Raw genomic sequence first — 25323 nt, forward strand, 5'->3', positions numbered from 1 at the left:
GAGTATAAAGAAACCAGCAAATAAACGCACCTATTATTGAATTTCATGTGCTTATTTTGTTATTGCGATCGAAAAACATTCAGGAAGCCATAATGAAAAAACAACTTGAACTAGCCAACGAAGCCATCAAAACAGCAAGGAAAAATATGGACTTGCAGTTTTACCCACAATACCACCTTGCCCCTTATGCAGGCTGGATGAATGACCCTAATGGTTTGATCTATCATCAAGGCCAATACCATGCATTTTATCAACATCATCCATTTAGTGCGATTTGGGGCCCCATGCATTGGGGGCATGCAACAAGTACAGATATGGTACATTGGGAACATCAGGCAATTGCGTTAGCACCTAGTGAAGACTATGACCGAGATGGTTGTTTCTCAGGATCTGCAATTAGTTACGATAATAAATTATATCTGTTCTACACGGGCCACATCTGGTTAGCAAATCCAGGTGATGATAGTCAAATCATCCAATCACAATGTGTTGCAATCAGTGAAGATGGTATTCATTTCGAAAAGAAAGGTGTTGTGCTTTCTGCACCCGATGGTTATATGCACTTTCGAGATCCTAAAGTTTGGCGACAAGATGGAAAATGGTGGATGGTCGTCGGCGCAAGAGACTCCCAAGATCAAGGACAAATACTTTTATTTAAGAGTACAGACTTATTAAATTGGGATCAAAACTACCAAGTTCTGGCAAAAACTGACGACGATAATGTTTATATGTGGGAATGTCCTGATTTCTTTCCATTAGGCGAACAATTTGTTGCCCTCTTTTCACCTCAAGGAAAAAAGGCAAAAAATTATCAGTATCGAAATCTATTTCAAAATGGTTATTTGGTTGGTAATTGGTCTCCTAATTCATCTTATAAAATTTCACATGCATTTACAGAACTTGATTTCGGCCAAGACTTTTACGCACCTCAAACCTTTTTAGCTAAAGATGGCCGCCGTATCGCTATCGCTTGGATGGATATGTGGGAAAGCCATATGCCCACACAAAAACATGGGTGGTCAGGATGTTTTACTTTACCTAGAGAGCTAACACTGAATGAACAAGGTAAAATTGTCGCTAAACCTATAGAGGAATTGAAAACATTACGTCAGTCCGCAAGCCATTTTCCCGCAACAACACTAGCTAAAAACAGCACAATCATACTGAATGAGAATGCGACAAGTTGTGAAATAGAACTTATCTGGGACTTACAGCAAAGCCCTGCTGAAAAATTCGGCTTTTGGGTAGGATACGGCGTACAGTTTTACATTGATAACCAAAGTCAGCAATTAACCTTAATGCGTCATTACCCTGAATATACAATTAGTGATAGTCGTTGTGCGCCAATACCTGAAGGTCATCAACTTAAAATAAATGCTTTTATCGATCACTCTAGCTTGGAAGTATTTATTAATGATGGTGAACTCAACTTTAGTTGTCGAATCTACCCCCATCAAAGTGAGCGGGACTTAAGATTATTTGCAATAAATCAGCAAGCAAAGCTCGAAAAAGCGATTTATTGGGAGATCAAAAAATCCATTGAATAGCAAGCTACTAGATTTGCTTTTCTCTGCAAGGTTAAAAAGAATTACGTTCTAACAAGTCGCAAGCAACATATTCAACACTATTTTGCTGCCGTTCTTCTATGATGTGTAAAGCGGCTTGTTGGCCTAATTGATAGTGCGGTAACACAACCGTACTTAATGGAGGATAAAATAGTTCCCCGACACCTATCATATTATCATAGCCAAGTACTGCGATATCTTGTGGAATACGTAAGCCACGGCTAAGTAGTACTTGGTAAGCTAAAAATGCTATACGGTCATTTCCACAAATAATGACATCAAAATTCGGTTTTTTATTCTTAAAATGACTATTAATTAAAGCTATAACATCTAAATAATGCTCATCGCCTAACTCTAAATGGTGTTGCTGAAGTGATGCTAGCGGTAAGTCAGCACTTGCCCACGCAGACTCCACTGCTTCACGGCGCATTTTTCCAGCAAGTGTCTCTTGCGGAATATAAAGACAAAGAGGATTTCGATACCCTTTCTCTATTAAGCGTTTTACTGCATTAAATTGACCATTAAAATCATCTGGCACATAAGCAGGGAACTGCCCATTTTTATCTATGCAATTAGCAAGAACCAAACGATTATTATGTAATGTTTCTGGAATCGCTACTTCTCGAAGCCCCATCGTAGTATAAATAATACCATCAGGCCGCTGAGATAATAATTGTCGGACAGCTCTTTCACTATCTTCGCTAGATGTAATATTAACTACAAAGCTACTCCAGCCGAATTGTCTCGCGGTTTGTTCTATTGAAAGAATGATTTCTACAGAAAAAGGGGTAGTTGCTGTATCGAGGGCCAAAACACCAACTGTCGAAACCCTAGAGCTTTTCCCTCTGATCTTTCGCGCTGAAAAATCAGGGACATAATTGAGTGACTCAATAGCTTGTTGGACTTGTTTCAAGGTTTCAGGCTTTAGTAATTCAGGGCTATTAATTGCCCTTGATACAGTCATCAATGAAACATTTGCAAGTCGAGCTACGTCTTTTAAAGAAGCCATTAAGTATATTCACTCATCAAAACTAGGTAAGTATTAATTTTAACATGTTAGATATAAAAAGTACTTAATCTTCGTCAATTCACAAGTTAAGAGCTATCACCTCAAAAAACAACATAAGTGTACATCTAAGACTTTTTATGACTAATGATTTAAGATATTATTGATTAGCTTTAGCAATATTTCTGTCTATCACTTTATGATAAAAACACATTTAATAAGTAAAATCACCTAAAATGTTACACGTCATTAATCGAATATTACCCAATGACACAAACTTTAACTATTGTTTCTATTTTTATATTAAATTTAACTAGATGATGTTTTTAATATAAATTAAGGTCAGTATTACATTAATAAAAAAAACAACGATCAGTAGAAAATATTATTGTGGAATTTAAATTTCACTTTATTTATCTACGTATTTTATCAGATTAGTATGAATATCAAATCAGTTCAACAGGAGTATGGTGATGAATAACACCATTCACGTAATCGTAGAAAGTGATAATGTCTTTAAGAATAAACTGAAATTAATGATGGAATCTTTTGGTTTTATCTTTAGATTTTATAATAACGAAGAAGTGTTTATGAGTAATTATACTTATCCTAATGAGGGTAATGTAAAGGAATGTATTTTATTATTCTTAAACAATGATGAAAATCGTATTAATCGATTAAACAATATAAATAATTCATTTGGTATTGTTCCATTCATTGTACTTGCCGAAGAGCCTTCTATCAGTCTATGTCGAGAAAGCTTTAAAGCTGGAGCATTTGATTTTTTTTCCTTTTCCTTTCAAGGACATCGAAATATCAAATTCCATTAGTAACGCGATGGAATTATTTTTAAGTATGCATGAAAAGCATAAAAAATATACTCATCTCTCTGATAAATTTAATCGTCTTTCGGTTAGAGAAAGAGAAATTATGGATATGATATTAGAAGGTAATACCAGTAAAGAAACCGCAGAAAAACTGTCATTATCACCAAGAACTGTAGAGGTACATCGCTCTAATATTTATACAAAATTAGGAATAAAATCACTACCACAACTTATTCAAGAATACGAATATATTAATACCTATCCTAGATATATTTAATCTATATGCTATGTTTACCTTCTTATAGCGTTATTATTTCTGATGGCTTGATTCTAAGCCATCAGAAATTAACTATATGAAAAATACCTAAAGGTACTATAATTTAGATAAATATAGATTAATATTCTGTTAATTTTGAAATAATAACTTATTTTTATAAGTGATAAAAACAACACCACTCTGTTATGGATTAAAAACCTAAGTAAATTAATAATTCAGATGGTAATAATAACCACTAATAATCACAAAATAAAATTACATTTTTTTTAGTTATTAAAGTATTATTTACCCTCCCCATATCTCACTACTTTTTTAGTAAAACAATAACCTTTATCAACAAACTTTCTCTCTCATAAAACTAAAAAAATAAGGCTACAAACGACATACCTCCTTACCGTATCCAAGCATAATAAGCATCGTTTTCATTTTCTTTTCTCGATACATCAAGTAACGATACAAGTAGATAGATTACGCTTTATTTATCTATCGGCTGTCGTTCAAAATGTTGGTAAATATTTCGCGCTTCGCTGTTTTTATGCTTTGTAGCTGTTCAAAAAACACGCGAAAGCGCTATTTTTTACCATTCAGAGCATCATTCAGAGCATATAGAAGAGCTATTTGTAGTCCTTAATGTTAATTTCGTACTGCTTTAGCTTGCGCCATAATGTTGTCCGTCCCATATCAAGGACTTTATGCATTTTTTGAATTTTACCTTTGCAAGCTTGTGCAACTTCAATAATCAAAGCTTTCTCAACTGAATGAATATCTAAGTTAGCGAACCGTTGTTCGTCCTTATCTACCTTAAAAACACCTTGTTCGTAATAGCGAAATTTCAATTTTTCACTCACTTCCCTTGCTAAAGATTGCGTAAGTGCAAACAAAATATTGCAACTATTCTTAGTTGAAGATAAAACAACAACGAGTACAGGCTCACCAGTATGTGAATACACTGGTGCTAAGTAATAAAAAATTCCATGTAATTCAATTGGCTCTGCATACAACCTAAGCTGAGCCCCATAAGTTAAATTATCAGATAGTAAATTTGCTATCTCAAAGTTACCATCAAGCTCATGACTGAGCCAAAGCGTTTTCCCATCAGTGCTCAGTAGAGAACTGCGAATATTATTATCATGTAACGAGGCTAATCCGCTCTCAATGGTTGTATGAGCAAGCTCTACGATATATTCATAATTATCTGAATTATAAATACTTTCTTTTACAGGTGTTGTAGTTGGAAATATTAAATGAGTTGACATAGTTATCCTTATTCTTCGATAAGAGTTATCTGATTATGTCAATTTGCCATTTAATTATTATATTCTAGATCAAGTTATTAATTGATAGGTTTACAACCATTGATCCACATCAATTTTTCATAATTAAAAGTAGTAAATCAATGTGGTAAAAAAGAAAATGGCTAACTGAATCTATCTAAGTTAGCCATATACACTTCTAGAACGCTTTTATTAAATTAAGCAGTAACAATATTTCCCCACAGATCATATTCATCTGCATGCTCAACTAATACTTTCACTATATCCCCAACGCTAACCTCAAATTCACCATTGAGATAAACCATACCATCAATTTCTGGTGCATCAGCCATACTACGGCCAATAGCACCTTCATCATCAACTTCATCAATAATGACTAAAATTTCTTTACCAATTTTATCTTGTAATCGCTGTGTAGAAATTTGCTGTTGTACTTGCATAAAACGATGATAACGATCTTCTTTTATTTCCTCAGGAACTTGATCAGCTAGTTCATTCGCTTTCGCTCCCTCGACAGGGCTATATTTAAAGCAGCCGACTCGGTCCAACTTAGCTTCCAATAAGAAATCTAATAGCATTTGGAAATCTTCTTCTGTCTCACCGGGAAATCCAACAATAAATGTTGAACGTAAGGTGAGTTCAGGGCAAATTTCACGCCAACGTTTAATCCGCTCAAGTGTTCTTTCAACGGCACCGGGGCGTTTCATTAATTTTAAAATTTTCGGACTTGCATGCTGTAATGGAATATCTAAGTAAGGTAAAATTTTACCTTCTGCCATCAACGGGATAACATCATCAACATGTGGATAAGGGTAAACATAATGTAAACGCACCCATACGCCCATTGAAGCAAGTTGTTCGCATAACCCCACCATGCTAGTTTTTACAGGCTGACCATCCCAAAAACCCGTTTTATTTTTAACATCAACACCATATGCAGAAGTATCTTGGGAAATAACCAGTAACTCTTTGACTCCTGAAGCGACCAGACGCTTAGCTTCATTTAACACATCCCCGATTGGACGGCTATCTAAGTCCCCTCGCATTGAAGGAATAATGCAGAAAGTACAACGATGATTACACCCTTCGGAAATTTTTAAATACGCATAATGCTTTGGTGTCAATTTTACCCCTTGTTCAGGGACTAAACTCAAGAAAGGGTCATGTTCAGGCTTCGGAACATAGTGGTGAACATGATTAAGTACCTGCTCATAGCTATGTGGGCCAGTGATTTCTAAAACTTTTGGATGTACTTCACGAATTTGGTTTTCTTTCGCACCAAGGCATCCTGTCACAATCACTTTACCATTTTCATTCAGTGCTTCCCCAATCGCTTCTAATGATTCCTGCACTGCACTGTCGATAAATCCACAAGTATTCACAATGACTAAGTCAGCATTATCATAGCTTGGAACCACTTGATAACCATCAGTGCGTAATTCAGTTAAAATGCGTTCTGAATCAACTAGGTTTTTCGGGCAGCCGAGAGAAACGAAACCAATTTTTGGTACCGGATTAGTATTTTGCGACATAACTCACTTCTTTTATTGTGTTATAAATATTGTTTTAGAAAAATGGGCGAAATTTTACCTGAAGAATTGAGGGAATTGTATAAATTTTTATCGAAAATAATATGAATTTAAATCTAGAATAGATAGAAACAAATCTTGCTTTTAGTCGGTGATTTTCACAAATCATTTTGTAAAAACCACCTAAAAATGCCAATCAGCGATTAATTGAACGAGCAATACGTGAGTAAGTGTGCCTAACCCCTCGGATCACAATACTATAATTTAAAATATTCTCAGGTAATGCAATTCCGTTATACCCTGAATCACCAATATGATGTAAATCTGTCCCGGCCATTTTACACATTAATGCTATTTGCCGAATAGTTTGTAAATCTGCGCCTTCTTGAGAAGTCCCAATCGCTGTCATTGTCATCACACCTTGGGAATGGCAATAACCCACCATTTTTTGCACAAACTCTAACGAGATCCCGGGGACCGTTCCTGGAGCCGGAAGCAAAATGATATCTGCACCACTGTTAATAAAGGTACGAATATCATCTTCTGTTATGAGTTGCTCAGCCGAGGCATTCAAAACCCCTGCTGCGTGCATTTTCCCTGTAATAAGCACAATATCTTCGCCAACAACAGCTTTAAGCTCTTTAAGACTCTGGTTAATTTCCTGATTAGTGACTCCGTTTCCAGGGTTTCCCGTTAAAACAATAATGTCAGCACCCATTTCTTTTAACTTAAGGGCATTTTTTACTGTTGCTAGCCGCCCTTCTGACATTTTCCACTGCGCATCCTGTGTTGGATTATTAAATCCCTCAGGTACGGGCTCTAAATTAACGCCTATTGCTCTCCCCGTTAAACGCTTAAGTGTTCGAATGATTTCTTCGGGTTCAGTCCCTTCGGGCAGACCTTGCATAATCGGTTGATTGACATCAAAAACATTCAGCAACAGGATATCGGCACCTTGGCTTGCAGCTAATTCAGCATTCGTTACGGTCATTAATACAGGCTGAATTGTACCAATGGTTTCAGAAACCAATATTCGCCCTTCACTGGCTTTAATTGATTCTAATAGATTCTTTTTATTGAATTTTGCGATTTCTGAAGCTGAACAATCAAGATAACGTCGTTGCATGGCTATACCTTTAGTTTCAACAAAATTGATGAAAAACTCATTTGTCATGAATATCTACATTCAAAATATATCACGTAGATAATAATAAACTGCCTAATAGAGCACACTATTAGCAAGTTATTTTTTGAAGAATAATAACTTTTTCTAACACATAGATTTTTATATAAAAATAATCATTCTCAGCAACGCGTTGTCAACTTATCAGAAATTATCACTTGTTTTTTATTAATAGTAATGATTATCATTACTACTCTATATCACTTATGGTAAGGACAAAAATAATGAAACTCGCCTATAAAGCTGCTGTTTCAGGTCTCGCGTTGTTTTCAATCTCAGCATTAGCTCAAGAGTACCCTCTCGGTCACCCTGTGATCAAAAACGGAATGGAAATCCAAGGTGTTTATTTACAGCCCATTACAATGGATACCGAAGAAGGCCATCATGCGATGTCTCACTTAGCTGCAGATAAAGCAGATGTCCACTTAGAAGCAGATATTCACGCTGTTGAAGATAACCCAAATGGCTTTGCAGAAGGCGATTGGATCCCTTACCTGACCATTGAGTATTCAGTGACTAAACTCGGTGATAAACCACAAACTCAAACAGGCACATTTATGCCTATGGTGGCGAGTGATGGCCCTCATTATGGGGAAAACATTAAATTAGATGGCAATGGTAAATACCGCGTCACCTATAAAATTTACCCGCCATCACACAATAAAGAAGTTGCCTTTGGGCGCCATATTGATAAAGAAACAGGTGTAGCCCCTTGGTTCCAACCTTTCGAAGTCTCTTGGGACTTTGACTACGCAGGTGTTGGCCGTAAAGGTAGTTACTAATTTTTTTATTAAAATTAGATAAGGGCTTAACCAAGGGAGTTATCTTGCGTAAGCCCTTTTTTGTTTGTTGTTATTAAAGGATAAACCAAGCCAAAATGAAAACATTACTGAGTTTTTTACTGGTTATCACTTGTACAATAGTTCCCTTATCTTCATTTGCTGCAGAAAAATATACTGTCGAATTAGAAATGAAAAATGGTGATCTCATCCCGCGAGTTCTTGAAGTTCCTGCAAAAACGATTATCCGCATTAAAATTACCAACACAGGTACTGAACCCGCAGAGTTTGAAAGCATTCAATTAAGAAAAGAAAAAGTTTTAGCGCCGGGTGCAAGCTCAGTAGTGGTAATCGCACCACTGAAACCTGGTACGTACACTTTTTTTGATGACTTCCACCTTTCTCACCCCAAAGGCGAGATCATTGCGAAATAAAAGGATTTAGCATGGGACAAGTTCTGTTTGTTGTTTGGCGTGAAAGCTTTGAAGCGCTACTTGTCATTGGCATTATTTATGCGTGGATTAAACGTCACCCTGACGCACATAATGGTATGAAATACCTTTGGGCTGGTGTCGCTATCGGGGTTATAACCTCAATCTTATTGGCGCTTCTCATTTATGGTGTATTCAATGTCCTCGATGACACTGGGCAATCACTATTTATGATTTTTATGGAGTTACTCGCCTGTGTCCTGATTGTCCAAATGGTGTATTGGATGAACAAACATGGAAGTTCAATGAAATCCGAAATTGAATCAGGAATAAGACGTAATGCCGCCCACCATAACTGGTGGGGAGCCGCATTGATTATTGCTATTGCCATTGCCCGCGAAGGGAGTGAAATCGTCGTCTTCCTATCTAGCTTTATTATGTCGCTAACCACATCTAATGCCTCGACTTTCTTTATCGAGGTCGGTGGTGGAATTGCGATTGCAGGTCTTACACTTTATGTTTTCCTACTAACAAATCGCTTAATTTCGTGGTCTATCTTCTTTAAAGTTACAGGGATTATTTTATTATTCCTCGCATTATCTCTCTTACTTAAAGGTGTAGAAGAAAGTGCTAACTTATTGATTGAATATGATTTCGCTATCCCTGAGTTTTTAATTTACCCCGCTTGGGATACAACTGCATTTCTCGATGATTCTGGTATTGCTGGCAATTTTATCTCTTCTTTCTTTGCCTACCGTTCACAACCGATTTGGCTCAGCGTCATTACCTTTGTCCTTTATTGGGCTATTGTGATCCCATTGTTTGCTCGGAGCAAAAAAAATGTCTAGCTCACTGAGGCGGAATATCAAATGGATGTCTTTTAGCTTAATACTCAGTGTTGCCATTCCTACTTTGGTTCAAAGTAAAGCACTAAGATCCCCTGTGCAAACAGGGGACAACATCATTATTGCTAAAGGTGATATACCCACTCCAGAAAAATATCAACATGCAATCCAAACCTATTTAACCTTTGCCACTAATCAATTGGCAGAAATGGTCACACAATTGGAATTGTTGCAACAGAATTTACAGCAAGGGAAGCTGCAACAAGCTCAAACAGCATATATTCAAGCTCACCAGTACTATGAAACAGTGCGCCCGATTATTATTTTATTTGGTAATACGGATAGGACAATTAACCCAAGAGCCGATTATTTCCTCGATAAAGAAACAGATTACCGCTTTACGGGGTTTCATCTTGTTGAGTACCAGCTATTTATGCAAAAGGATGCCAAACTTGCGTTAGCGGCAAACCAAGAGCTATTACTCAAAGGGCGTGATTTGCATAAACGAGTAGCAACTGAAACCATCGAAATACCCAAGCTCGTGCAAGCCTCGGCTGATTTTATTGAAATGATCTTAGAAACGAAATTGGGGGGTAAAGAAAATATCTACAGTTTGTCTGATTTAACTGATATTGCCGCTAATTTAAAGGGATCACAAAAAATAATTGGGGTTCTTAAACCTTTTATCAAGCCAGAAACACTGGATAAAATACAGCAAAATGAACAGCTGATTAACCAAATAATGCAGACATATCAACTGTCAAATACCACATATCAACCCTATAGCCAATTACAATTAAAAGACAAAATGGCACTTTATTCATTACTCACTCAGCAAGCTGAAACCTTAGCCAAATTACGTGCTGAGCTTGATGTCGATGTTTACTATAAATATTAAGGCATATATTTATGCAAGCTAAACTTAGTAGTATATTGCAAACCAACGGAATGTCTCGGCGTAATGCCCTAAAAATGCTCGCAGTTAGTAGCGCAGTTTTAGCGGCTCCAACATTAAAAGCGCAAGGGAAAATTGCTAATTGCCAGCTCACCTATAACAAAGCAATCAATTATCTTGGGCTACACCAAGCCGGTGTTTTAACGCCTGAACCCAAAAATGCCACTTTTATTGCATTTAATACTACAGCGAATTCTGTCGAACAATTACAAACTGTTTTTACTTTACTGACTCAGCGTATTGCTCACTTAACTCAACCCCAAATAGAGCCGTCAATCAATAACGATAAGATGCCTCCGGCAGAATCAGGTATTCTTGGGACACAACAACAACCCGACTCACTAACTATCACCGTTGCTTTAGGAAATTCTCTTTTTGATAATCGGTTCGGCTTAAATAAAATTAAGCCTAAACATCTTAGTGAAATGACCAGTTTTCCTAACGATCGACTAGAACAAAAATGGTGTGGTGGTGATCTTCTTCTGCAAATATGTGCGAATAGCCAAGAAAGCGTTATCTATGCATTACGTGACATCCTACGTCATATTTCGCCATACAGTTTTCCTCTCTGGAAAATAGATGGTTTCTTACCTGCAAGAGATATTGATAACCACTCAACTCCTATCAACCTTTTTGGTTTTAAGGATGGAACAGGAAATGCGCCTGCCGATGACAATTCGTTAATGAACGAATTAATATGGATAACAAAAGGCAGCCAAGAACCGTCTTGGTGCGACGGAGGGACATACCAAGCAGTACGTCTCATTCGTTTTAATTTAGAGTTTTGGGATAGAACCCCCTTAGAAGATCAAGAAAATGATTTTGGCCGACATAAAGACTCGGGAGCACCAATCGGCATGAAAAATGAGCATGATGATCCTGAGTTTGAAAAAGATCCTCATGGTGACCGTATTTTATTTGATTCCCATATGCGCCGTGCAGAGCCTCGTAACCCTGAACGTTATACCGCAAAACTAAGGCGAAGAAGTTATAGCTATTCACTGGGGTTAACAGAAACAGGAACTCTCGATATGGGCTTAGTTTTTGTCTCTTTTCAACAAAATTTAAAGACAGGCTTTATTGACACTCAAAAACGGCTCAATGGTGAACCACTTGAACGTTATATCAAGCCTTTTGGTGGAGGGTACTATTTTGTATTACCTGGAGTCCAATCGGCACAAGACACACTTGCTGAAAAAATGTTTACAGCCTTAAAACAAACTAGCTAATTATATTTATAAAATGAAAGCCCTTATTACATTTGCCGTAAGGGCTTTATTCGAAGCGATATCATCTCTTTTTAATTGAACACATTATTATTTTTTACGTTCCTTCACATCCGCTTCGACTTCCTGTTTCCAGTCCTCTGATATTGGCGCAGACATTTGTTTAGCTTCCACCGCTTTATTTACAGCACGATAAGCTTTATCGTAACCTGTCCCATCTTGCACATAACCAGTGGCATTTGAACTTTTAATCCCAATATTTTCCGCTTCAGAAATGGCATCAATATTGGCTCCTAAGAAAATAAAATCCCATTTATCTTCTGTTTCAGCTGACTTAATCATAGCTTTAATTTTCGCCTGGGAATATTTACGGCTACTATTTTCTTGCCCATCTGTAATTATTACAAAAAGGACATTATTATTTTTAGTAACCTTTCTATTCTCTTGCATTTTTTCAATGCCTTCTCCTATTGCGTCTAACAATGCGGTATAGCCACCAACAGGATAATCATCAAGTGTTAGATTAGAAACTTTTGCAATGGGTTCTCTATTATGAAGTAAACTTGTTTTGTCATTAAATAAAATAGTTGTAATGTAGGTTTTTGCTTTTTTTCCTTTATTTTCAGTTAATACACTATTATATCCACCAATTGTATCAGTCTCGAAACCTGACATAGAGCCACTTTTATCAAGAATGAATACTAAATCTAAAACATCGGGTTCTTTTTTGGTATCAATAATAGTTGTACTGCTAGCGACAGAAGAAAATAAAAACAAAAATACAGCTGATATGACGGTGAAAACAGATTGTATGGATAAATTCATCGCCGAGTTCCTTGGTGAGGTTAATAAAAATATAACTACCCCAATCTCGCTTTTTCGCCAATTATTTCAAATAAGATTACTCTGTATAATTAATAAGCATTTTCTTAATTAATTTCAAAAAAATTATTACTCGAAATAGTTTTTTGAGTAAATATGTAAAGAGTAAATCTACTTAAATGATTACTATTTTAACCAAATACCATTTTCTCTTACTACATTAATTTCTTGAATGAAATGATTATATTTAATATTTTCCGCAACAGAATTTGATGAAGCACTTCGAGCCTGCTCCTGGACTAATTCTGTGATAGCCTGATGAAATTCTTGGTTTAATTCTTCATGGATATTCACATCATCGGTACTTTTTAACCGCGTAACTAACTGAATTAATTTTTCGGCCTTTGCCTGTACATCCTCATTATCAAAAGTAACAGTTGGGACTCCATACATAAATACCACATTGATAGAATCCGCAGCTTCATGATTAGCAGGATCCGGTAATAAATTTTGTCCGTATTCATTATCTAAATAGGCAATTAATTCATGTTTATCAAAGCACTTGGATTTAATATTTCCATCTAACTTATCATCATAAAGTGTGATTGAATCTGGAAAATTTTCACCAACCGGGTAGCTACACCTAAATATATTTCCATCAATAAGCGTTGCATTAGAACTGCGAACTGGCAGTTCAAGCTCGTGCCCATTAATCGTAATGGGGTAACTCGCAGGTTTAAACCTCTCTTCTTTGCCATCAACGGCATAAACTTCAGACAATGTGTAATAAACAAAATGATTTGGGTTAATAATACCGCCAGAGTTATTTTCAAAGACAAAAAAATCCGTCACGTTACCCTCATCGCTTTCTAACTGGTGTAACCCGCTAGAAAGTAAAACAACACCTTTATCTTCTGGTAAAACATCATAATCTTTACCATCTAGCTTAAACCTAATCGTGTTTGCGCTTGGGTTACTATAATAAAATTTACCTTTACCACTTAAAAGCTCCATATCATCACAAGCGGAAAGTAATATAACCGCGGCGATAAAACAGCTATATTTTAGTATAGTATTCATAAAGTTATTCCAAAGCTTTTTAAAATCAATTTATTAAATAAAAAGTGAGCGCTATCTGTAACGCTCTTTAAGATATTATTATCGATATTGAAACCATTATTCAGTTATTCAAATAAAATAACTTTACGATAAATGCGGTAGTAATCTGTCTTAGTTGATAAATCTCATACGTTGTTATCACGCAATACTTTTAACAATACCTGAAAAACCTCGTCCATTAGTGGCGTCGCTTGCTCGCTATTACGAATTAAAGCGACTGTGCGCGTTAACTCCGGTTGTTGTAATTGCAAAACTTTCAATTCCGGGTCTCGTAAATGTACAGTATAAAGCAGTGGTAAAATAGCAATCGCTAATTTTGAACGAACTAAGCCATATAAGGTTTCAATATAATCTACTTGATAACGAATATTTAATTTTAGTCGGTGACTTTCCACCGTAGCAGCAACTAAACGTTGAATATTACCTTTCGAAAATACGGCAATATCACGATTATTTAGCAATTTCCACGGCAAGTGAAATTCATTGGTAGACACGGTATCATCATGATGAATAACAGCAACAAAAGGGTCATCCTGCAAGGGAAAGATATTTAAATTTTGAGGCACTGAGCTATCTAACACACCAATGCCAAAATCAATTTCATGATTGATAAGTTTATCAATCAAAGCGTCATTCGTTTGGTCATAAAACTCAATATTAAGCCTCGGAAAATATTGAGTTAATAATTCAGGTACAGCAGGAAATAACAAAGAACTTACGGAAGGAACTAGCCCAATACGTAATGTTCCATCCCCACCTTCCACGATTATTTTTTGAATTTCACTAAATGCACGGTGAGAAACACTCAGTATTTGCTGTGCATGTGGCAAAATTGCTGCGCCTAGCTCCGTTAATGTTACGGATGAAGCGGTACGATTAATTAGTTTTCCTCCAATAACCGTTTCTATTTGCCGCAAAGCACTACTCAAAGCAGGTTGGCTCACCGCTAGACGATTTGCTGTCTCGGTAAAATGGCGCAGTTTTGCTAATGTCACAAAATACTGTAGTTGTTTGAGCGTAAGTGCTGGCAGTCTCTGCCAAGGTTCTATCATAATAATGTACTTTTATTTTTATTGGGTTAGCCAATATATCTGTTCATTATAACCATTTCTTATCGCATGATAAATTTTATCATCTTGGCAAACGTTTGCGTTGCTCATAAAGTAACAGTCATTAAATTGAAGGAATGGTATTTTTATGAGCATAACAGAACAAAACAGGCGTCATGTCATTCAATCCGCTAAAGGTGAAAAGCCTTTTGACCTTTTACTCGCTAATGCCAATATTGTCGATATGGTCACAGGTGAAGTTCGCCTTGCAGATATCGGGATCACCGGCAACCTAATTGCTAGCGTTCACCCTACTGGAACCCGTACTGATGCAAATGAAACCCATGATTTATCAGGCTATTTCATTTCACCCGGCTTAATAGACACTCACGTTCATTTAGAAAGCTCACACTTACCTCCTGTTCGCTATGCCGAGATAGTTCTAGCTCAAGGAACAACAGCTGTATTTTGGGACCCCCATGAACTCGCCAATGTGCTAGGCCTAGAAGGTGTACGTTATGCCATTGATTCTAGCCGAAATTTGCCGCTAGATATTATGGTTGCAGCCCCTTCATCTGTACCATCAACACCTGGCCTAGAAATGTCTGGTGCAGACTTTGCTGGGGATGAAATGTCAACCATGCTGAGTTGGCCGGAAGTTCGTGGTGTGGCTGAAGTTATGGATATGTTTGGCGTGCTCCATGGCAGTGATAGAATGGAAGAAATTCTAAATGCAGGAATTACATCAGGTAAACTTATAGAAGGCCATGCAAGAGGCTTAAATGGGGCTGATCTCCAAGCTTATCTGGCTGCCGGAGTCACATCTGATCACGAATTAACCTCGGCTGAAGATGCCCTTGAAAAACTGCGTGCGGGCCTTACATTACAAATTCGTGGCTCTCATCCTTATCTTCTTCCCGATATTGTTGCCGCATTAAAATCCTTACCACATTTATCATCGCAAATTACAGTATGTACGGATGATGTTCCGCCCGATATGTTAATTGAAAAAGGTGGCATTATTGCGTTACTTAACCTTTTAATTGAGCATGGAATGCCGGCAACGGACGTACTACGCTTTGCTACATTTAATGCTGCAATACGCTTGCAACGCCATGACCTTGGCCTGATTGCCGCAGGTAGAAAAGCAAATTTAGTTATCTTCGATTCATTGGAAGTTTTGAAAGCGAAAGCTGTGTATGTGTCTGGACGAAAAATTGCTGAAAATAATCAGCTTATCAATGCATTAAATGTGCCTAATGACATTTTACCTCCACGCGATACCATGCGACTTTCACCTATTACCCCAAATGATTGCACATTAAAAATTGATGAAATAAATAATGGTAGTGCGCGTTTACGTCATATTCGTGGGGCGCGCTTTACCCAATGGGGAGAAGTTGACGTACAAATCAAAAATAGCGTGGTACAACTGCCGAATAATTTCAGTCTTATTCGAGTTCAACACCGTCACGGCCGTCACGATGCTTTACCTCAAATAGCCTTACTTGAGGGCTGGGGTGAATTACGCGGAGCCATTGCGACAAGCTATTCACACGATTCACATAACCTCGTTGTTCTTGGACGTGACCCCGATGATATGGCTATCGCTGCTAATTTATTAATCGAGAGTGGTGGAGGTATGGCGTTAGTGCAAAATGGCCAAATTTTAGCCCATGTTGCGATGCCAATAGCGGGGATGTTATCTGATTTACCTGCGCCTGAATTAGCCGCTCAGTTTCGTCAATTACGTGAATTAAGCAGTGAAATTGCAGATTGGGAACCACCTTACCGCGTATTTAAAGCCATTGAGGGAACTTGTCTTGCCTGCAATGCAGGGCCACATTTAACCGATTTAGGATTAACTGACGGAACAACACGTCAAATCGTTGACGCTGTTATCCATACGGTTAAGCACGCTTAGAAAATTAAAAATATCAAAAATAATGATAGGAGAGCCTATTAATGGCTGACAGTTCAATAAATACGCCAACATCAGGGAGTTGGCTGGAAAAACGCTTTGCTTTACGTGAACGTGGGAGTTCAGTGAAAACAGAGTGTTTAGCCGGAGTTACTGGTTTTTTAGCCGCAGCTTACCTGCTAGTCGTGATCCCCGGTTTACTTGCCGCAGGAGGAATGGATAAAGGCGCAGCAACCACTGGAACAATTATTGTCTTCGTCATTGCCAGTTTATTAATGGCATTCTATGCGAATTTACCATTTATTGTTGGCCCCGGTATCGGAGGCTCTGTTCTTGTCGGCATTACTCTCGCAGGTAGTGAAGGCATTGACTGGCAAATAGGGCTCGGCATTGCTTGTTGGTCTGGAATTTTATTTTTCCTATTAACTAAATTTGGCTTGCGTGAGGTTGTTACACGCTCTGTTCCCCAATCAATTAAACTCGGATTAACTGCATCAATTGGTCTGTTCGTGGCCGTTTTAGGTTTTCGAAATGCAGGGTTAGTACTTGCTAACCCAAAAACAAATGCACTAATGCTTGGGGATTTCCTTTCTCCTGGTGCATTAGTTGCACTCGCAGGCTTTTTCGTTGCGATTGCACTACAAGCTCGCAAAATACCAGGCGGAATTTTATGGGCAATTTTATTTGCAACCCTCTTAGGCATTCCTTTTGGCGTCACAAAATTGCCTGAAAGCTTTATTGGTATTCCACATTCTGTGGCACCTGTACTAGGGCATGTAGACTTAATTGGCGCATTAAATATCGCTTTCCTACCTTTCTTATTTGTCTTTTTTGCTGCTGAGTTTTTCTCAACCATGGGAACAACTTTAGCCGTTGGCGGAGAGGCTGGCTTATTAGATAAAGAAGGTAATATGCCAAATATTAACCGCCCCTTTATCGTTGACTCAATTGCTGCTGCATTAGGCCCGTGGGTAGGTATTCCAGCGGCAACCGCACTCATTGAGTCCTCCGCTGCCGCAGAAGCTGGGGGTAAAACAGGTATGACCGCCCTTGCTGCTGCCTTTATGTTTTTACTAATGCTGTTATTTACGCCTATCGCATTAATGATCCCAGCCCAAGCCACAGCTCCAGCTCTAATTTTAATTGGACTAAATATGTTTAGTGGCTTACGAAAAGTGGACTTAGGCAATTTTACTGATGGCTTACCAGTATTAATGATGGTGATGATTACGTTAATCGCTAATAGTTTTGGTACTGGTATTGCAGGTGGGCTGTTATTTTATATTTTAATCAAAGCGGTTGCAGGCAAATGGAGAGAAATTCCAATAAGCTTGTGGATCCTTGCAGTGCCTCTTATTTATTATTTCTCAACATTAGTAAAACACTAATACCACGAGTGCCAGAAAAGCCGATACTTCCACTGTCGGCTTTTCTATTCTAATAAATTTAGTTCAAAACTGCATGAGCTTCTATTTCTATTAACCATTCTGGCAAGGAAAGCCCTGAAACAATAACCCAAGAAGATGCAGGTGGCATATTTGGAAATTTTTCTTTTAATGCTCGCGCAATATCAGCTTGTTCCTTATGGCTGTTAAAGCCCTCTTTGATATAAATACGTAGCATAGCCACATGAGATAAATCGCCACCGGCCTCATGCAATACATGTTCAATATTAATTAATGATTGCACGGTTTGTTCGTAAATTCCCCCAGCAACAGTTTCTTCCGCGGCATTCACACCAACCTGACCCGATAAAAATAATTGTCGGGTTCCCGTTGTTTCTACGGCTTGGCTAAAGCCATACTGCAAAGAATTAAAGACAGACTCTGGATTTATCGATTTTTTAGTCATTTTTGTTCCATCGTTAATAAAACAGTAAAGCAGTATAAGACTTTCACTTTTCAATTCATTAAATATCAGGCAAACGTTATTTGATTGGTATAATAAATCAGAAAAATGTTTTCACAGAATAACTAATGCTTGTTCTGCTTGGGGTGGGGTCATCATCAATATGATGCTCTATCATATTTAACTATGCTAATACTATTATAAATAGTAATTCAAATAATTAAATTTACATATAAATCAATAAGTTATAACATTAATAAAATCACACTATTATTTTAATTAATAATATTCGTATTCATTCTACTGAGATTAAAAGCAACTAATCATGTAGCATTCCCCCTCTTCTCCTACATTTGCTAAGCATCTTACATGCGGTACATCACACTTCTCATCATTCATATTGAATACGGCTTTATAACCGCGAGATAAAACCAGTGCAAATATTAATCACCACATAAATGATATCCAAATACATATCAAACAGAAAAAACCATAATTAACAAATAGTTAAATTGAAAATAAATAATTTACTACGGGATTTGATGACTCGACAAATGAAAAAATAAGAATGTCGCAGTTAACTAAAAGTTATAGATACCCAAACAAAACTCATTGTTAAACAAAAGTTACGCAAAGTAATTTAATTTATCGCTAATGTTAAATAACAACGGTGAAAGTTCTGGTAAACTATACTTGAGGTAAAATAATGATCCTAGATGCCAGCTACACTTTATTAGTCGCTTGTTTGGCGCTATTGATTGGTATGTTTGTTGTAAAATACACTCCTTTTCTACAAAAAAACCATATTCCTGAAGCCGTTGTTGGCGGTTTTATTGTTGCTATCATTCTATTAATTGTCGATAAAACAGCTGGATATTCATTTACTTTTGATGCTTCACTACAAAGCATTTTAATGATTACGTTCTTTTCATCAATTGGATTGAGCTCAGATTTTTCGCGTTTAATAAAAGGTGGTAAGCCGCTTATTTTACTAACTATCACAGTGACTATCTTAATTGCTATTCAAAATACCGTTGGTATGGGAATGGCTGTCATGCTTAATGAAAGTCCATTTATTGGCTTAATTGCAGGCTCAATCACACTTACGGGTGGCCACGGCAACGCAGGAGCTTGGGGACCAATACTGGCTGATAAGTATGGCGTGACTGGTGCTGTTGAATTAGCTATGGCATGTGCAACCCTAGGTTTAGTATTAGGTGGGTTAATTGGCGGCCCTGTTGCTCGTCATTTATTGAAAAAAGTTTCAATCCCTAAAAGCACTGAACTCGAAAAAGAAACGATCGTTGAAGCCTTCGAACAACCGAGTGTTAAACGAAAAATTAATGCTAATAATGTTATTGAAACCATCTCAATGCTGATTATCTGTATTGTTGTCGGTGGCTATATTAGTGAGTTTTTTAAAGATACTGTCATGCAATTACCAACCTTTGTTTGGTGCTTATTTGTCGGTATTATTATTCGTAACGTCTTAACCCATGTATTTAAGCATGAAGTTTTTGAACCAACTGTTGATGTTTTAGGTAGCGTTGCCTTGTCATTATTCTTAGCAATGGCGCTAATGTCCTTAAAATTCGGTCAACTCGCCAGTATGGCAGGCCCTGTTCTGATAATTATTGCTGTCCAAACGGTAGTTATGGTTCTATTTGCAACATTTGTTACCTTTAAAATGATGGGTAAAGACTATGACGCAGTTGTTATTAGTGCTGGGCACTGCGGGTTTGGAATGGGTGCGACACCAACCGCTATCGCTAACATGCAGACCGTCACTAAAGCATTCAGTCCTTCTCATAAAGCATTTTTAGTGGTGCCAATGGTAGGGGCATTTATTGTCGATATTTCAAATAGTATCTTAATTAAAATCTTTATCGAAATCGGCACGTATTTTACCTAGTACACAATCATAAAGGCCAGACTATAACCTATGTATATCATCTGGCCTTCTCTTTTTTATCACCATTGAATTTAAACCGCCTAATTACCTTTCATCATTTTCAGTACCAAATAAATAGTTGTTCAGATTAATTTGTATTAATTCGGTAGAATATGCGAATTAATACCAATAGTCGGTTTCGGTGAGTCAAAGCAAATAGTAGGTTTCTGAAAATGAAATTAAGGCATCTCGATATTTTTTATGCGGTCATGACATGTGGCTCTTTAACTCGTGCAGCGGAGGTTTTACATATCTCACAACCCGCGGCAAGTAAGGCCTTAAAACATGCAGAACAACAACTTGGCTTAGTCTTGTTCCAGCGAATAAGAGGAAAGTTAATTCCCACGGCTGAGGCAAACCTGCTATTTGAAGAAGCCAAAGAAGTTTATCAAAATCTAGATAAACTAAGAATTTTAGCGCAAAATTTATCACGTGATCCGCAAGGTAAACTAGCCATTGGTTGTCTACCTAGCTTAGGGCTAAACTTAGTACCTGAAGTGACCGCGCAATTTATTAAAAAACACCCCAATATCAAACTCACGATCGGTACACATCATACAACGGATATTCTGCAGTTATTAACCCAACAAGATCTCGACATTGGTATTGGCTTTAATCTTGAAATTGAAGGAGGCATTGCTGTTCTTCCCATTGCTGATATCCCATTAGTCTATGTGGATAGCAAATTACCATTGCACTCCCCTGTATCACTCACCGATATAGACCAAGAGCGTTGGATCCATCCTGGGTCTGACTCCTTATCTCAGCTATTACAAAAGCGCCATGAGTTTGCAGAATCAAATATTAGTGTTCATACCTACCATATGGCAGCAGAATTTGTTCAAGCGGGTTTAGGCTGTAGTATTACAGATATTTTTTCAGCCGAACATACGCTACCTGAGTCAATGATTTACCCACTAAAAGAAGGTTTACATCTTGCCGTATCTGTTTTTCATCGCGCAGACAAACCATTAACCAAAGCTGCACAAAATTATGTTAATACTTTGGCATCCACACTTGAAAAAAGAAATAAAGTAGTTAACCAAAAGTTATACTCTAGTAATGAAAACTCAATTGTTTAGTTAGCTTATTCACCGTTAAATAATAACATCTTGGTTATTATGGGTTACGGATTATTATGACTAAACATGTGGTGGTTATTGGAGCTGGTGTAATTGGTTTAAGCACCGCCTATGCATTAATTAAAGCAGGCCAAACCGTAACATTAGTTGAATCAGATACCGATGTTGGCATGCAGACCAGTTTTGCTAACGGTGGGCAACTCAGCTATCGCTATGTATCTCCTCTTGCAGACGCCGGTGTTCCTTTGCAAGGCCTACGTTGGATGGGGAAAAATAATTCTCCTTTAAATCTAAAAATAACGCCTTCAATACAACAATGGTCTTGGCTTGCACAATTTACATTAGCTTGTAACCGTAAAACGAATAAAATTAATGGTGCCCATCTTTTACGTTTATCACTTTTTAGCCAAGAAATAATGAATAAATGGCGTAACAATGGTGATATTTCTGATTTTGCTTGGGAAAAATCAGGGAAATTAATTATCCACCGTGATAATAAAAGTTTTCAAAAAGCCAGTGAAACGGTTGATAAACAATTTCAAAAAATATTAACACCCACTGAAATTGTTGAGCTAGAGCCTTCTTTAAAAGACATACAGTCTCAGCTGGTAGGTGCAATATATGCCCCTGATGATGAGAGTGCAGATTGCTATTTATTCTGTAAGAACCTACTGCAATATTTACTCACGCACCCTCAATTTAATCTTTGCTTACAACATAATGTTCAATCTTTCATTAAACAAGATGACTGCATTACAGGAGTAGCCACTCACCAGGGAACTATCCAAGCTGATGATTTTATTGTTTGTGCCGGCAATGGTAGCCGCGAATTGTTAAAACCACTAAATATTAATGTCCCAATTTTAGGGTTAAAAGGCTATAGCTTAAGCGTAGAATACCCGCAGGTAGAACATATTGTTCCGAAAATTAACGTGACTGATTACGGCAATAAAATTGTCTATGCCAAACTTAATGATCAATTACGCATTGCTGCGATGGTTGATATTGGTTATGACAAGCAAGGCTTGCGTGAAAATAGAATACAAGCACTCAAGAATATTATTAAAAATACCTTCCCTGAATTACCTAAAATTGACGATGCTGAAAGTTGGTTTGGGTTACGCCCTTCAACACCGAAAGGCCCACCGATACTAGGAAAAACTGCCTATAAAAATTTATGGCTTAATATTGGGCATGGCAGTTTAGGGTTTACACTTGCCGCAGGCAGCGCGGAAATACTGAGCCAATTAATAACTGAACAAAAACCCCCTATTTCTTTAACTGGATTAACGAGGTAATCATGTCCATAAAACGTAACAACCCAAAACCACGCTTAGCTGATAGCGTTGAATATTCAGGTTTAGTTTACTTATCAGGGCAAGTACCTAATGATCTAACAGGTGATATCACACAACAAACCAAAGACGTTTTTGCCAAGATTGATTCATTACTTGCTGCAAGCAACAGTGATAAAACACGTATTTTATCCGCCCAAGTTTGGATTAAAGATATCAAACGGGATTTTGCTGACTTTAATGCGGTATGGGAAAGTTGGATGCCTATAGAAAATAGCCCTGCCCGTGCAGCTGTTGAAGCCAATATGGCTCGGGAACAAGTACTAGTAGAAATTATGGTGATTGCCGCTCAGGCTTGACCCTATTTAACGGTATTCTAAATCTAAAAAACAGTGAGGTCTAAAAAGATCTACTGTTTTTTATTACTCTACTAATTTATATTAATTTATTAAATAATATATTTAATAACCCCCATCAATCTCATTATAAAATATAACACTTTCACTACTTCCCTTATTAGCTATCATGGAATTGATTTCAATAAGAATAAATAGCTAATATAAATAATTACAAATCAAGTAAAAAACAATTATTAACTGGAGAAGTTAAATGAAAGAAACTGTTGTTGAATATATTTTATCTAAGCTCTATCAATTAGGCATTGAAGATATATTTGGTGTTCCTGGTGATTATTCATTTCCTGTAAATGATAGTGTTTGTGCAAACTCCCATCAACGTTGGGTTGGCAATTGCAACGAATTAAACGCAGCGTATGCTGCAGACGGATATGCAAGAATTAAAGGTGTTGCTGCACTATCAACAACCTTTGGCGTTGGCGAATTAAGCGCTCTCAATGCAATAGCAGGTTCTTATGCTGAAAGAGTCCCTATATTTCACCTTGTTGGAATGCCTCCTAGCCTAACACAAAAGAAACAACGCATTTCTCATCACACATTAGGGGATGGAAACTATGACGTTTTTTATAAAATGAGCCAACATATTGTCTGTGCTCATGCCATTATTACCCCTGAAAACTGTATTGAAGAGGCTGAGCGGTTAATCGCATGCGCCTTACATGAACGCCGTCCAGTTTATTTTGGCTTACCTGCTGATTATGCTGTAAAGACTGTAATTAAACCATTTCATCATGTTGTTCCATTAATACCAAACAGTTGCTCAGAAACACTAAAAAATATTATTCCTTTAATCTTAAATAAATTAATAAATAGCCAACAACCTTGCATATTAGCAGGCTCAATGTCTTTGCGCTTAGGCGTAGCAAATACCTTACAAACAATCATTGAAAAAACCAAAATTCCTTATACCACGTTATTTATGGATAAAAGTGTATTAGATGAAACTAATACGCAATATATCGGAATGTATACAGGGCAAATATTAACTCCTCAAGTCACTTCATTTGTCGAAAGCAGTGATTGTGTTATAAATATAGGCACTATTCTGTCTGACTTTAATTCAGGTTGTTATACCTCTAATATTAAAATCGAAAATATAATCCATATTATGGAAGATAAAGTCATTATTGATGGCCAATGCTACAATAATATTTCCATGAAAGACGTGGTTTTAGCCTTGCAGAATAGATTGCTATCACTGCCAACCTCTTCTTTTAATCAACACAAAAGTCCTAAGGCCCAATCACTAGGTCAACCGATAGCCGTAGAAACAAACGAAATAACTGAATCATATCTATATCCTCGCTTAGAAAAAATGTTTAGACCTAATGATATAATATTTACAGATACTGGAACCTTTTCAATGGGCTTAGCATTTTCACTATTACCTAAAGGTGCATCTTTTCATTCCCAATCATTATGGGGATCTATTGGCTGGGCAACACCTGCTGCACTGGGCGCCGCTTTAGCATCCCCGTCACGTCGAGTCATCTTAGCGACAGGGGAAGGCGCTCATCAATTAACTATGCAAGAAATTAGTCAATTTGCACGATTTGGATTAAAACCCATCATCTTTGTATTAAATAATGATGGCTATCTTATTGAACGACTATTCTGTAAAGAACCTGAATATTATTATAATGATGTTGCGCAATGGAATTACGCACAACTTCCTTTAGCACTGGGATGTGACGATTGGTATTGCAAAAAAGTGACAACCTGTGATGAATTAAATGAGGCCTTACAGGCTATCGAAACACTCGATACTGCTGCTTATATAGAGATAGTCACTGACCGATATGATGCTTCAAAATATTTAATAAAAATGAGAGAAATTATTTCTTCTATTTATACCAACTAAACTAGTTTTAGGTCCTTTCGCCTTATAAAGGTCATTTAACTTTATAAGGCATGGGAATTTAA

At 37.2% G+C, this 25323-nt stretch carries 23 protein-coding genes; 15 read left to right on the forward strand and 8 right to left on the reverse strand.

Annotated elements, in window-relative coordinates; translation table 11 throughout:
- Positions 1-92 precede the first annotated feature (92 nt).
- Positions 93-1547, forward strand: coding sequence for a glycoside hydrolase family 32 protein (locus tag SJ312_RS09155; protein WP_094960940.1), 1455 nt, complete (start codon positions 93-95; stop codon positions 1545-1547).
- A 31-nt stretch (positions 1548-1578) separates the two neighbouring features.
- On the opposite strand, the gene SJ312_RS09160 is transcribed toward SJ312_RS09155, so the two are convergent.
- The gene (locus tag SJ312_RS09160) at positions 1579-2574 is read right to left on the reverse strand and encodes a LacI family DNA-binding transcriptional regulator (RefSeq protein ID WP_004260608.1); all 996 of its coding nucleotides are present in this window, start codon (positions 2572-2574) and stop codon (positions 1579-1581) included.
- A 470-nt stretch (positions 2575-3044) separates the two neighbouring features.
- On the opposite strand from SJ312_RS09160, the gene SJ312_RS09165 reads away from it, so the two are divergent.
- Together SJ312_RS09165 and SJ312_RS09170 are read left to right on the forward strand one after the other, a co-directional pair.
- On the forward strand, positions 3045-3401 hold the full coding sequence (locus tag SJ312_RS09165; RefSeq protein ID WP_319867479.1) for a hypothetical protein: 357 nt from the start codon (positions 3045-3047) through the stop codon (positions 3399-3401).
- 7 nt (positions 3402-3408) lie between these two features.
- A complete protein-coding gene (locus tag SJ312_RS09170) occupies positions 3409-3675 on the forward strand; it encodes a response regulator transcription factor (protein WP_252728649.1) in 267 nt (88 codons plus the stop codon).
- A gap of 614 nt (positions 3676-4289) precedes the next feature.
- Here SJ312_RS09170 and SJ312_RS09175 read toward each other — a convergent pair.
- From SJ312_RS09175 to SJ312_RS09185, 3 genes are all read right to left on the reverse strand, one after another.
- Positions 4290-4931: a helix-turn-helix domain-containing protein gene (locus SJ312_RS09175; protein WP_110592277.1), complete on the reverse strand. Its 642-nt coding sequence runs from the start codon at positions 4929-4931 to the stop codon at positions 4290-4292.
- A 215-nt stretch (positions 4932-5146) separates the two neighbouring features.
- A complete protein-coding gene (rimO, locus tag SJ312_RS09180) occupies positions 5147-6481 on the reverse strand; it encodes a 30S ribosomal protein S12 methylthiotransferase RimO (protein ID WP_112307185.1) in 1335 nt (444 codons plus the stop codon).
- A 193-nt stretch (positions 6482-6674) separates the two neighbouring features.
- A complete protein-coding gene (locus SJ312_RS09185; RefSeq protein ID WP_319867483.1) occupies positions 6675-7604 on the reverse strand; it encodes a haloacid dehalogenase-like hydrolase in 930 nt (309 codons plus the stop codon).
- Between the two features lie 281 nt (positions 7605-7885).
- Between SJ312_RS09185 and SJ312_RS09190 the strand changes: the two genes are divergently transcribed.
- From SJ312_RS09190 to efeB, 5 genes are all read left to right on the forward strand, one after another.
- Entirely contained in the window at positions 7886-8443 is a 558-nt protein-coding gene (locus SJ312_RS09190; protein ID WP_094960937.1) for an iron transporter, read from the forward strand.
- 95 nt (positions 8444-8538) lie between these two features.
- Positions 8539-8874, forward strand: a complete 336-nt coding sequence (locus SJ312_RS09195) for a cupredoxin domain-containing protein (protein ID WP_004260622.1) — start codon at positions 8539-8541, stop codon at positions 8872-8874.
- A gap of 11 nt (positions 8875-8885) precedes the next feature.
- Positions 8886-9719: an FTR1 family iron permease gene (locus SJ312_RS09200; RefSeq protein ID WP_319867484.1), complete on the forward strand. Its 834-nt coding sequence runs from the start codon at positions 8886-8888 to the stop codon at positions 9717-9719.
- A complete protein-coding gene (locus tag SJ312_RS09205; RefSeq protein ID WP_112307187.1) occupies positions 9712-10614 on the forward strand; it encodes an EfeM/EfeO family lipoprotein in 903 nt (300 codons plus the stop codon). Before SJ312_RS09200 ends, SJ312_RS09205 begins: the two co-directional genes overlap by 8 nt.
- A gap of 11 nt (positions 10615-10625) precedes the next feature.
- Complete coding sequence (gene efeB / locus SJ312_RS09210; RefSeq protein WP_004260629.1) at positions 10626-11900, forward strand: iron uptake transporter deferrochelatase/peroxidase subunit; 1275 nt, start codon at positions 10626-10628, stop codon at positions 11898-11900.
- 87 nt (positions 11901-11987) lie between these two features.
- Here efeB and SJ312_RS09215 read toward each other — a convergent pair whose 3' ends face one another.
- The 3 genes from SJ312_RS09215 to SJ312_RS09225 form a co-directional block, all read right to left on the reverse strand.
- Positions 11988-12722, reverse strand: coding sequence for a vWA domain-containing protein (locus SJ312_RS09215; protein ID WP_050763767.1), 735 nt, complete (start codon positions 12720-12722; stop codon positions 11988-11990).
- A 183-nt stretch (positions 12723-12905) separates the two neighbouring features.
- Positions 12906-13799, reverse strand: coding sequence for a hypothetical protein (locus SJ312_RS09220; protein ID WP_112307189.1), 894 nt, complete (start codon positions 13797-13799; stop codon positions 12906-12908).
- 164 nt (positions 13800-13963) lie between these two features.
- A complete protein-coding gene (locus SJ312_RS09225) occupies positions 13964-14890 on the reverse strand; it encodes a LysR family transcriptional regulator (RefSeq protein ID WP_153673130.1) in 927 nt (308 codons plus the stop codon).
- Between the two features lie 145 nt (positions 14891-15035).
- On the opposite strand from SJ312_RS09225, the gene SJ312_RS09230 reads away from it, so the two are divergent.
- Both SJ312_RS09230 and SJ312_RS09235 read left to right on the forward strand, forming a co-directional pair.
- Entirely contained in the window at positions 15036-16811 is a 1776-nt protein-coding gene (locus tag SJ312_RS09230) for an adenine deaminase (protein WP_094960932.1), read from the forward strand.
- A 41-nt stretch (positions 16812-16852) separates the two neighbouring features.
- Positions 16853-18196 carry an NCS2 family permease gene (locus SJ312_RS09235; RefSeq protein ID WP_004260651.1) on the forward strand — a complete coding sequence of 448 codons (1344 nt, stop codon included), beginning with the start codon at positions 16853-16855 and terminating at the stop codon, positions 18194-18196.
- 58 nt (positions 18197-18254) lie between these two features.
- Here the strand turns inward: SJ312_RS09235 and SJ312_RS09240 are convergent, their stop codons facing one another.
- Complete coding sequence (locus SJ312_RS09240; protein WP_153673129.1) at positions 18255-18659, reverse strand: RidA family protein; 405 nt, start codon at positions 18657-18659, stop codon at positions 18255-18257.
- Positions 18660-19362: 703 nt separating this feature from the next.
- Between SJ312_RS09240 and gltS the strand changes: the two genes are divergently transcribed.
- The 5 genes from gltS to SJ312_RS09265 all read left to right on the forward strand — a co-directional run bounded on the left by gltS (position 19363) and on the right by SJ312_RS09265 (position 25261).
- Complete coding sequence (gene gltS, locus SJ312_RS09245) at positions 19363-20568, forward strand: sodium/glutamate symporter (RefSeq protein WP_319867491.1); 1206 nt, start codon at positions 19363-19365, stop codon at positions 20566-20568.
- 212 nt (positions 20569-20780) lie between these two features.
- Complete coding sequence (locus tag SJ312_RS09250; RefSeq protein WP_004260676.1) at positions 20781-21689, forward strand: LysR family transcriptional regulator; 909 nt, start codon at positions 20781-20783, stop codon at positions 21687-21689.
- Positions 21690-21745: 56 nt separating this feature from the next.
- Complete coding sequence (locus SJ312_RS09255) at positions 21746-22987, forward strand: D-amino acid dehydrogenase (protein WP_319867494.1); 1242 nt, start codon at positions 21746-21748, stop codon at positions 22985-22987.
- A gap of 2 nt (positions 22988-22989) precedes the next feature.
- The gene (locus tag SJ312_RS09260; RefSeq protein ID WP_004260681.1) at positions 22990-23343 is read left to right on the forward strand and encodes a RidA family protein; all 354 of its coding nucleotides are present in this window, start codon (positions 22990-22992) and stop codon (positions 23341-23343) included.
- A 250-nt stretch (positions 23344-23593) separates the two neighbouring features.
- Positions 23594-25261, forward strand: a complete 1668-nt coding sequence (locus tag SJ312_RS09265) for an alpha-keto acid decarboxylase family protein (protein WP_319867496.1) — start codon at positions 23594-23596, stop codon at positions 25259-25261.
- Positions 25262-25323: the final 62 nt, after the last annotated feature.

The sequence above is a fragment of the Providencia sp. CIM-Carb-044 genome (genome assembly GCF_033901115.1).
GTDB classification, from domain to species: domain Bacteria; phylum Pseudomonadota; class Gammaproteobacteria; order Enterobacterales; family Enterobacteriaceae; genus Providencia; species Providencia hangzhouensis.

Excerpts from the sequence above, each read along its gene's own strand:
- SJ312_RS09155 (WP_094960940.1), top strand. The coding sequence starts at position 93 with ATGAAAAAACAACTTGAACTAGCCAACGAAGCCATCAAAACAGCAAGG.
- SJ312_RS09160 (WP_004260608.1), bottom strand. The coding sequence starts at position 2,574 with ATGGCTTCTTTAAAAGACGTAGCTCGACTTGCAAATGTTTCATTGATG.
- SJ312_RS09165 (WP_319867479.1), top strand. The coding sequence starts at position 3,045 with ATGAATAACACCATTCACGTAATCGTAGAAAGTGATAATGTCTTTAAG.
- SJ312_RS09170 (WP_252728649.1), top strand. The coding sequence starts at position 3,409 with ATGGAATTATTTTTAAGTATGCATGAAAAGCATAAAAAATATACTCAT.
- SJ312_RS09175 (WP_110592277.1), bottom strand. The coding sequence starts at position 4,931 with ATGTCAACTCATTTAATATTTCCAACTACAACACCTGTAAAAGAAAGT.
- rimO (WP_112307185.1), bottom strand. The coding sequence starts at position 6,481 with ATGTCGCAAAATACTAATCCGGTACCAAAAATTGGTTTCGTTTCTCTC.
- SJ312_RS09185 (WP_319867483.1), bottom strand. The coding sequence starts at position 7,604 with ATGCAACGACGTTATCTTGATTGTTCAGCTTCAGAAATCGCAAAATTC.
- SJ312_RS09190 (WP_094960937.1), top strand. The coding sequence starts at position 7,886 with ATGAAACTCGCCTATAAAGCTGCTGTTTCAGGTCTCGCGTTGTTTTCA.
- SJ312_RS09195 (WP_004260622.1), top strand. The coding sequence starts at position 8,539 with ATGAAAACATTACTGAGTTTTTTACTGGTTATCACTTGTACAATAGTT.
- SJ312_RS09200 (WP_319867484.1), top strand. The coding sequence starts at position 8,886 with ATGGGACAAGTTCTGTTTGTTGTTTGGCGTGAAAGCTTTGAAGCGCTA.
- SJ312_RS09205 (WP_112307187.1), top strand. The coding sequence starts at position 9,712 with ATGTCTAGCTCACTGAGGCGGAATATCAAATGGATGTCTTTTAGCTTA.
- efeB (WP_004260629.1), top strand. The coding sequence starts at position 10,626 with ATGCAAGCTAAACTTAGTAGTATATTGCAAACCAACGGAATGTCTCGG.
- SJ312_RS09215 (WP_050763767.1), bottom strand. The coding sequence starts at position 12,722 with ATGAATTTATCCATACAATCTGTTTTCACCGTCATATCAGCTGTATTT.
- SJ312_RS09220 (WP_112307189.1), bottom strand. The coding sequence starts at position 13,799 with ATGAATACTATACTAAAATATAGCTGTTTTATCGCCGCGGTTATATTA.
- SJ312_RS09225 (WP_153673130.1), bottom strand. The coding sequence starts at position 14,890 with ATGATAGAACCTTGGCAGAGACTGCCAGCACTTACGCTCAAACAACTA.
- SJ312_RS09230 (WP_094960932.1), top strand. The coding sequence starts at position 15,036 with ATGAGCATAACAGAACAAAACAGGCGTCATGTCATTCAATCCGCTAAA.
- SJ312_RS09235 (WP_004260651.1), top strand. The coding sequence starts at position 16,853 with ATGGCTGACAGTTCAATAAATACGCCAACATCAGGGAGTTGGCTGGAA.
- SJ312_RS09240 (WP_153673129.1), bottom strand. The coding sequence starts at position 18,659 with ATGACTAAAAAATCGATAAATCCAGAGTCTGTCTTTAATTCTTTGCAG.
- gltS (WP_319867491.1), top strand. The coding sequence starts at position 19,363 with ATGATCCTAGATGCCAGCTACACTTTATTAGTCGCTTGTTTGGCGCTA.
- SJ312_RS09250 (WP_004260676.1), top strand. The coding sequence starts at position 20,781 with ATGAAATTAAGGCATCTCGATATTTTTTATGCGGTCATGACATGTGGC.
- SJ312_RS09255 (WP_319867494.1), top strand. The coding sequence starts at position 21,746 with ATGACTAAACATGTGGTGGTTATTGGAGCTGGTGTAATTGGTTTAAGC.
- SJ312_RS09260 (WP_004260681.1), top strand. The coding sequence starts at position 22,990 with ATGTCCATAAAACGTAACAACCCAAAACCACGCTTAGCTGATAGCGTT.
- SJ312_RS09265 (WP_319867496.1), top strand. The coding sequence starts at position 23,594 with ATGAAAGAAACTGTTGTTGAATATATTTTATCTAAGCTCTATCAATTA.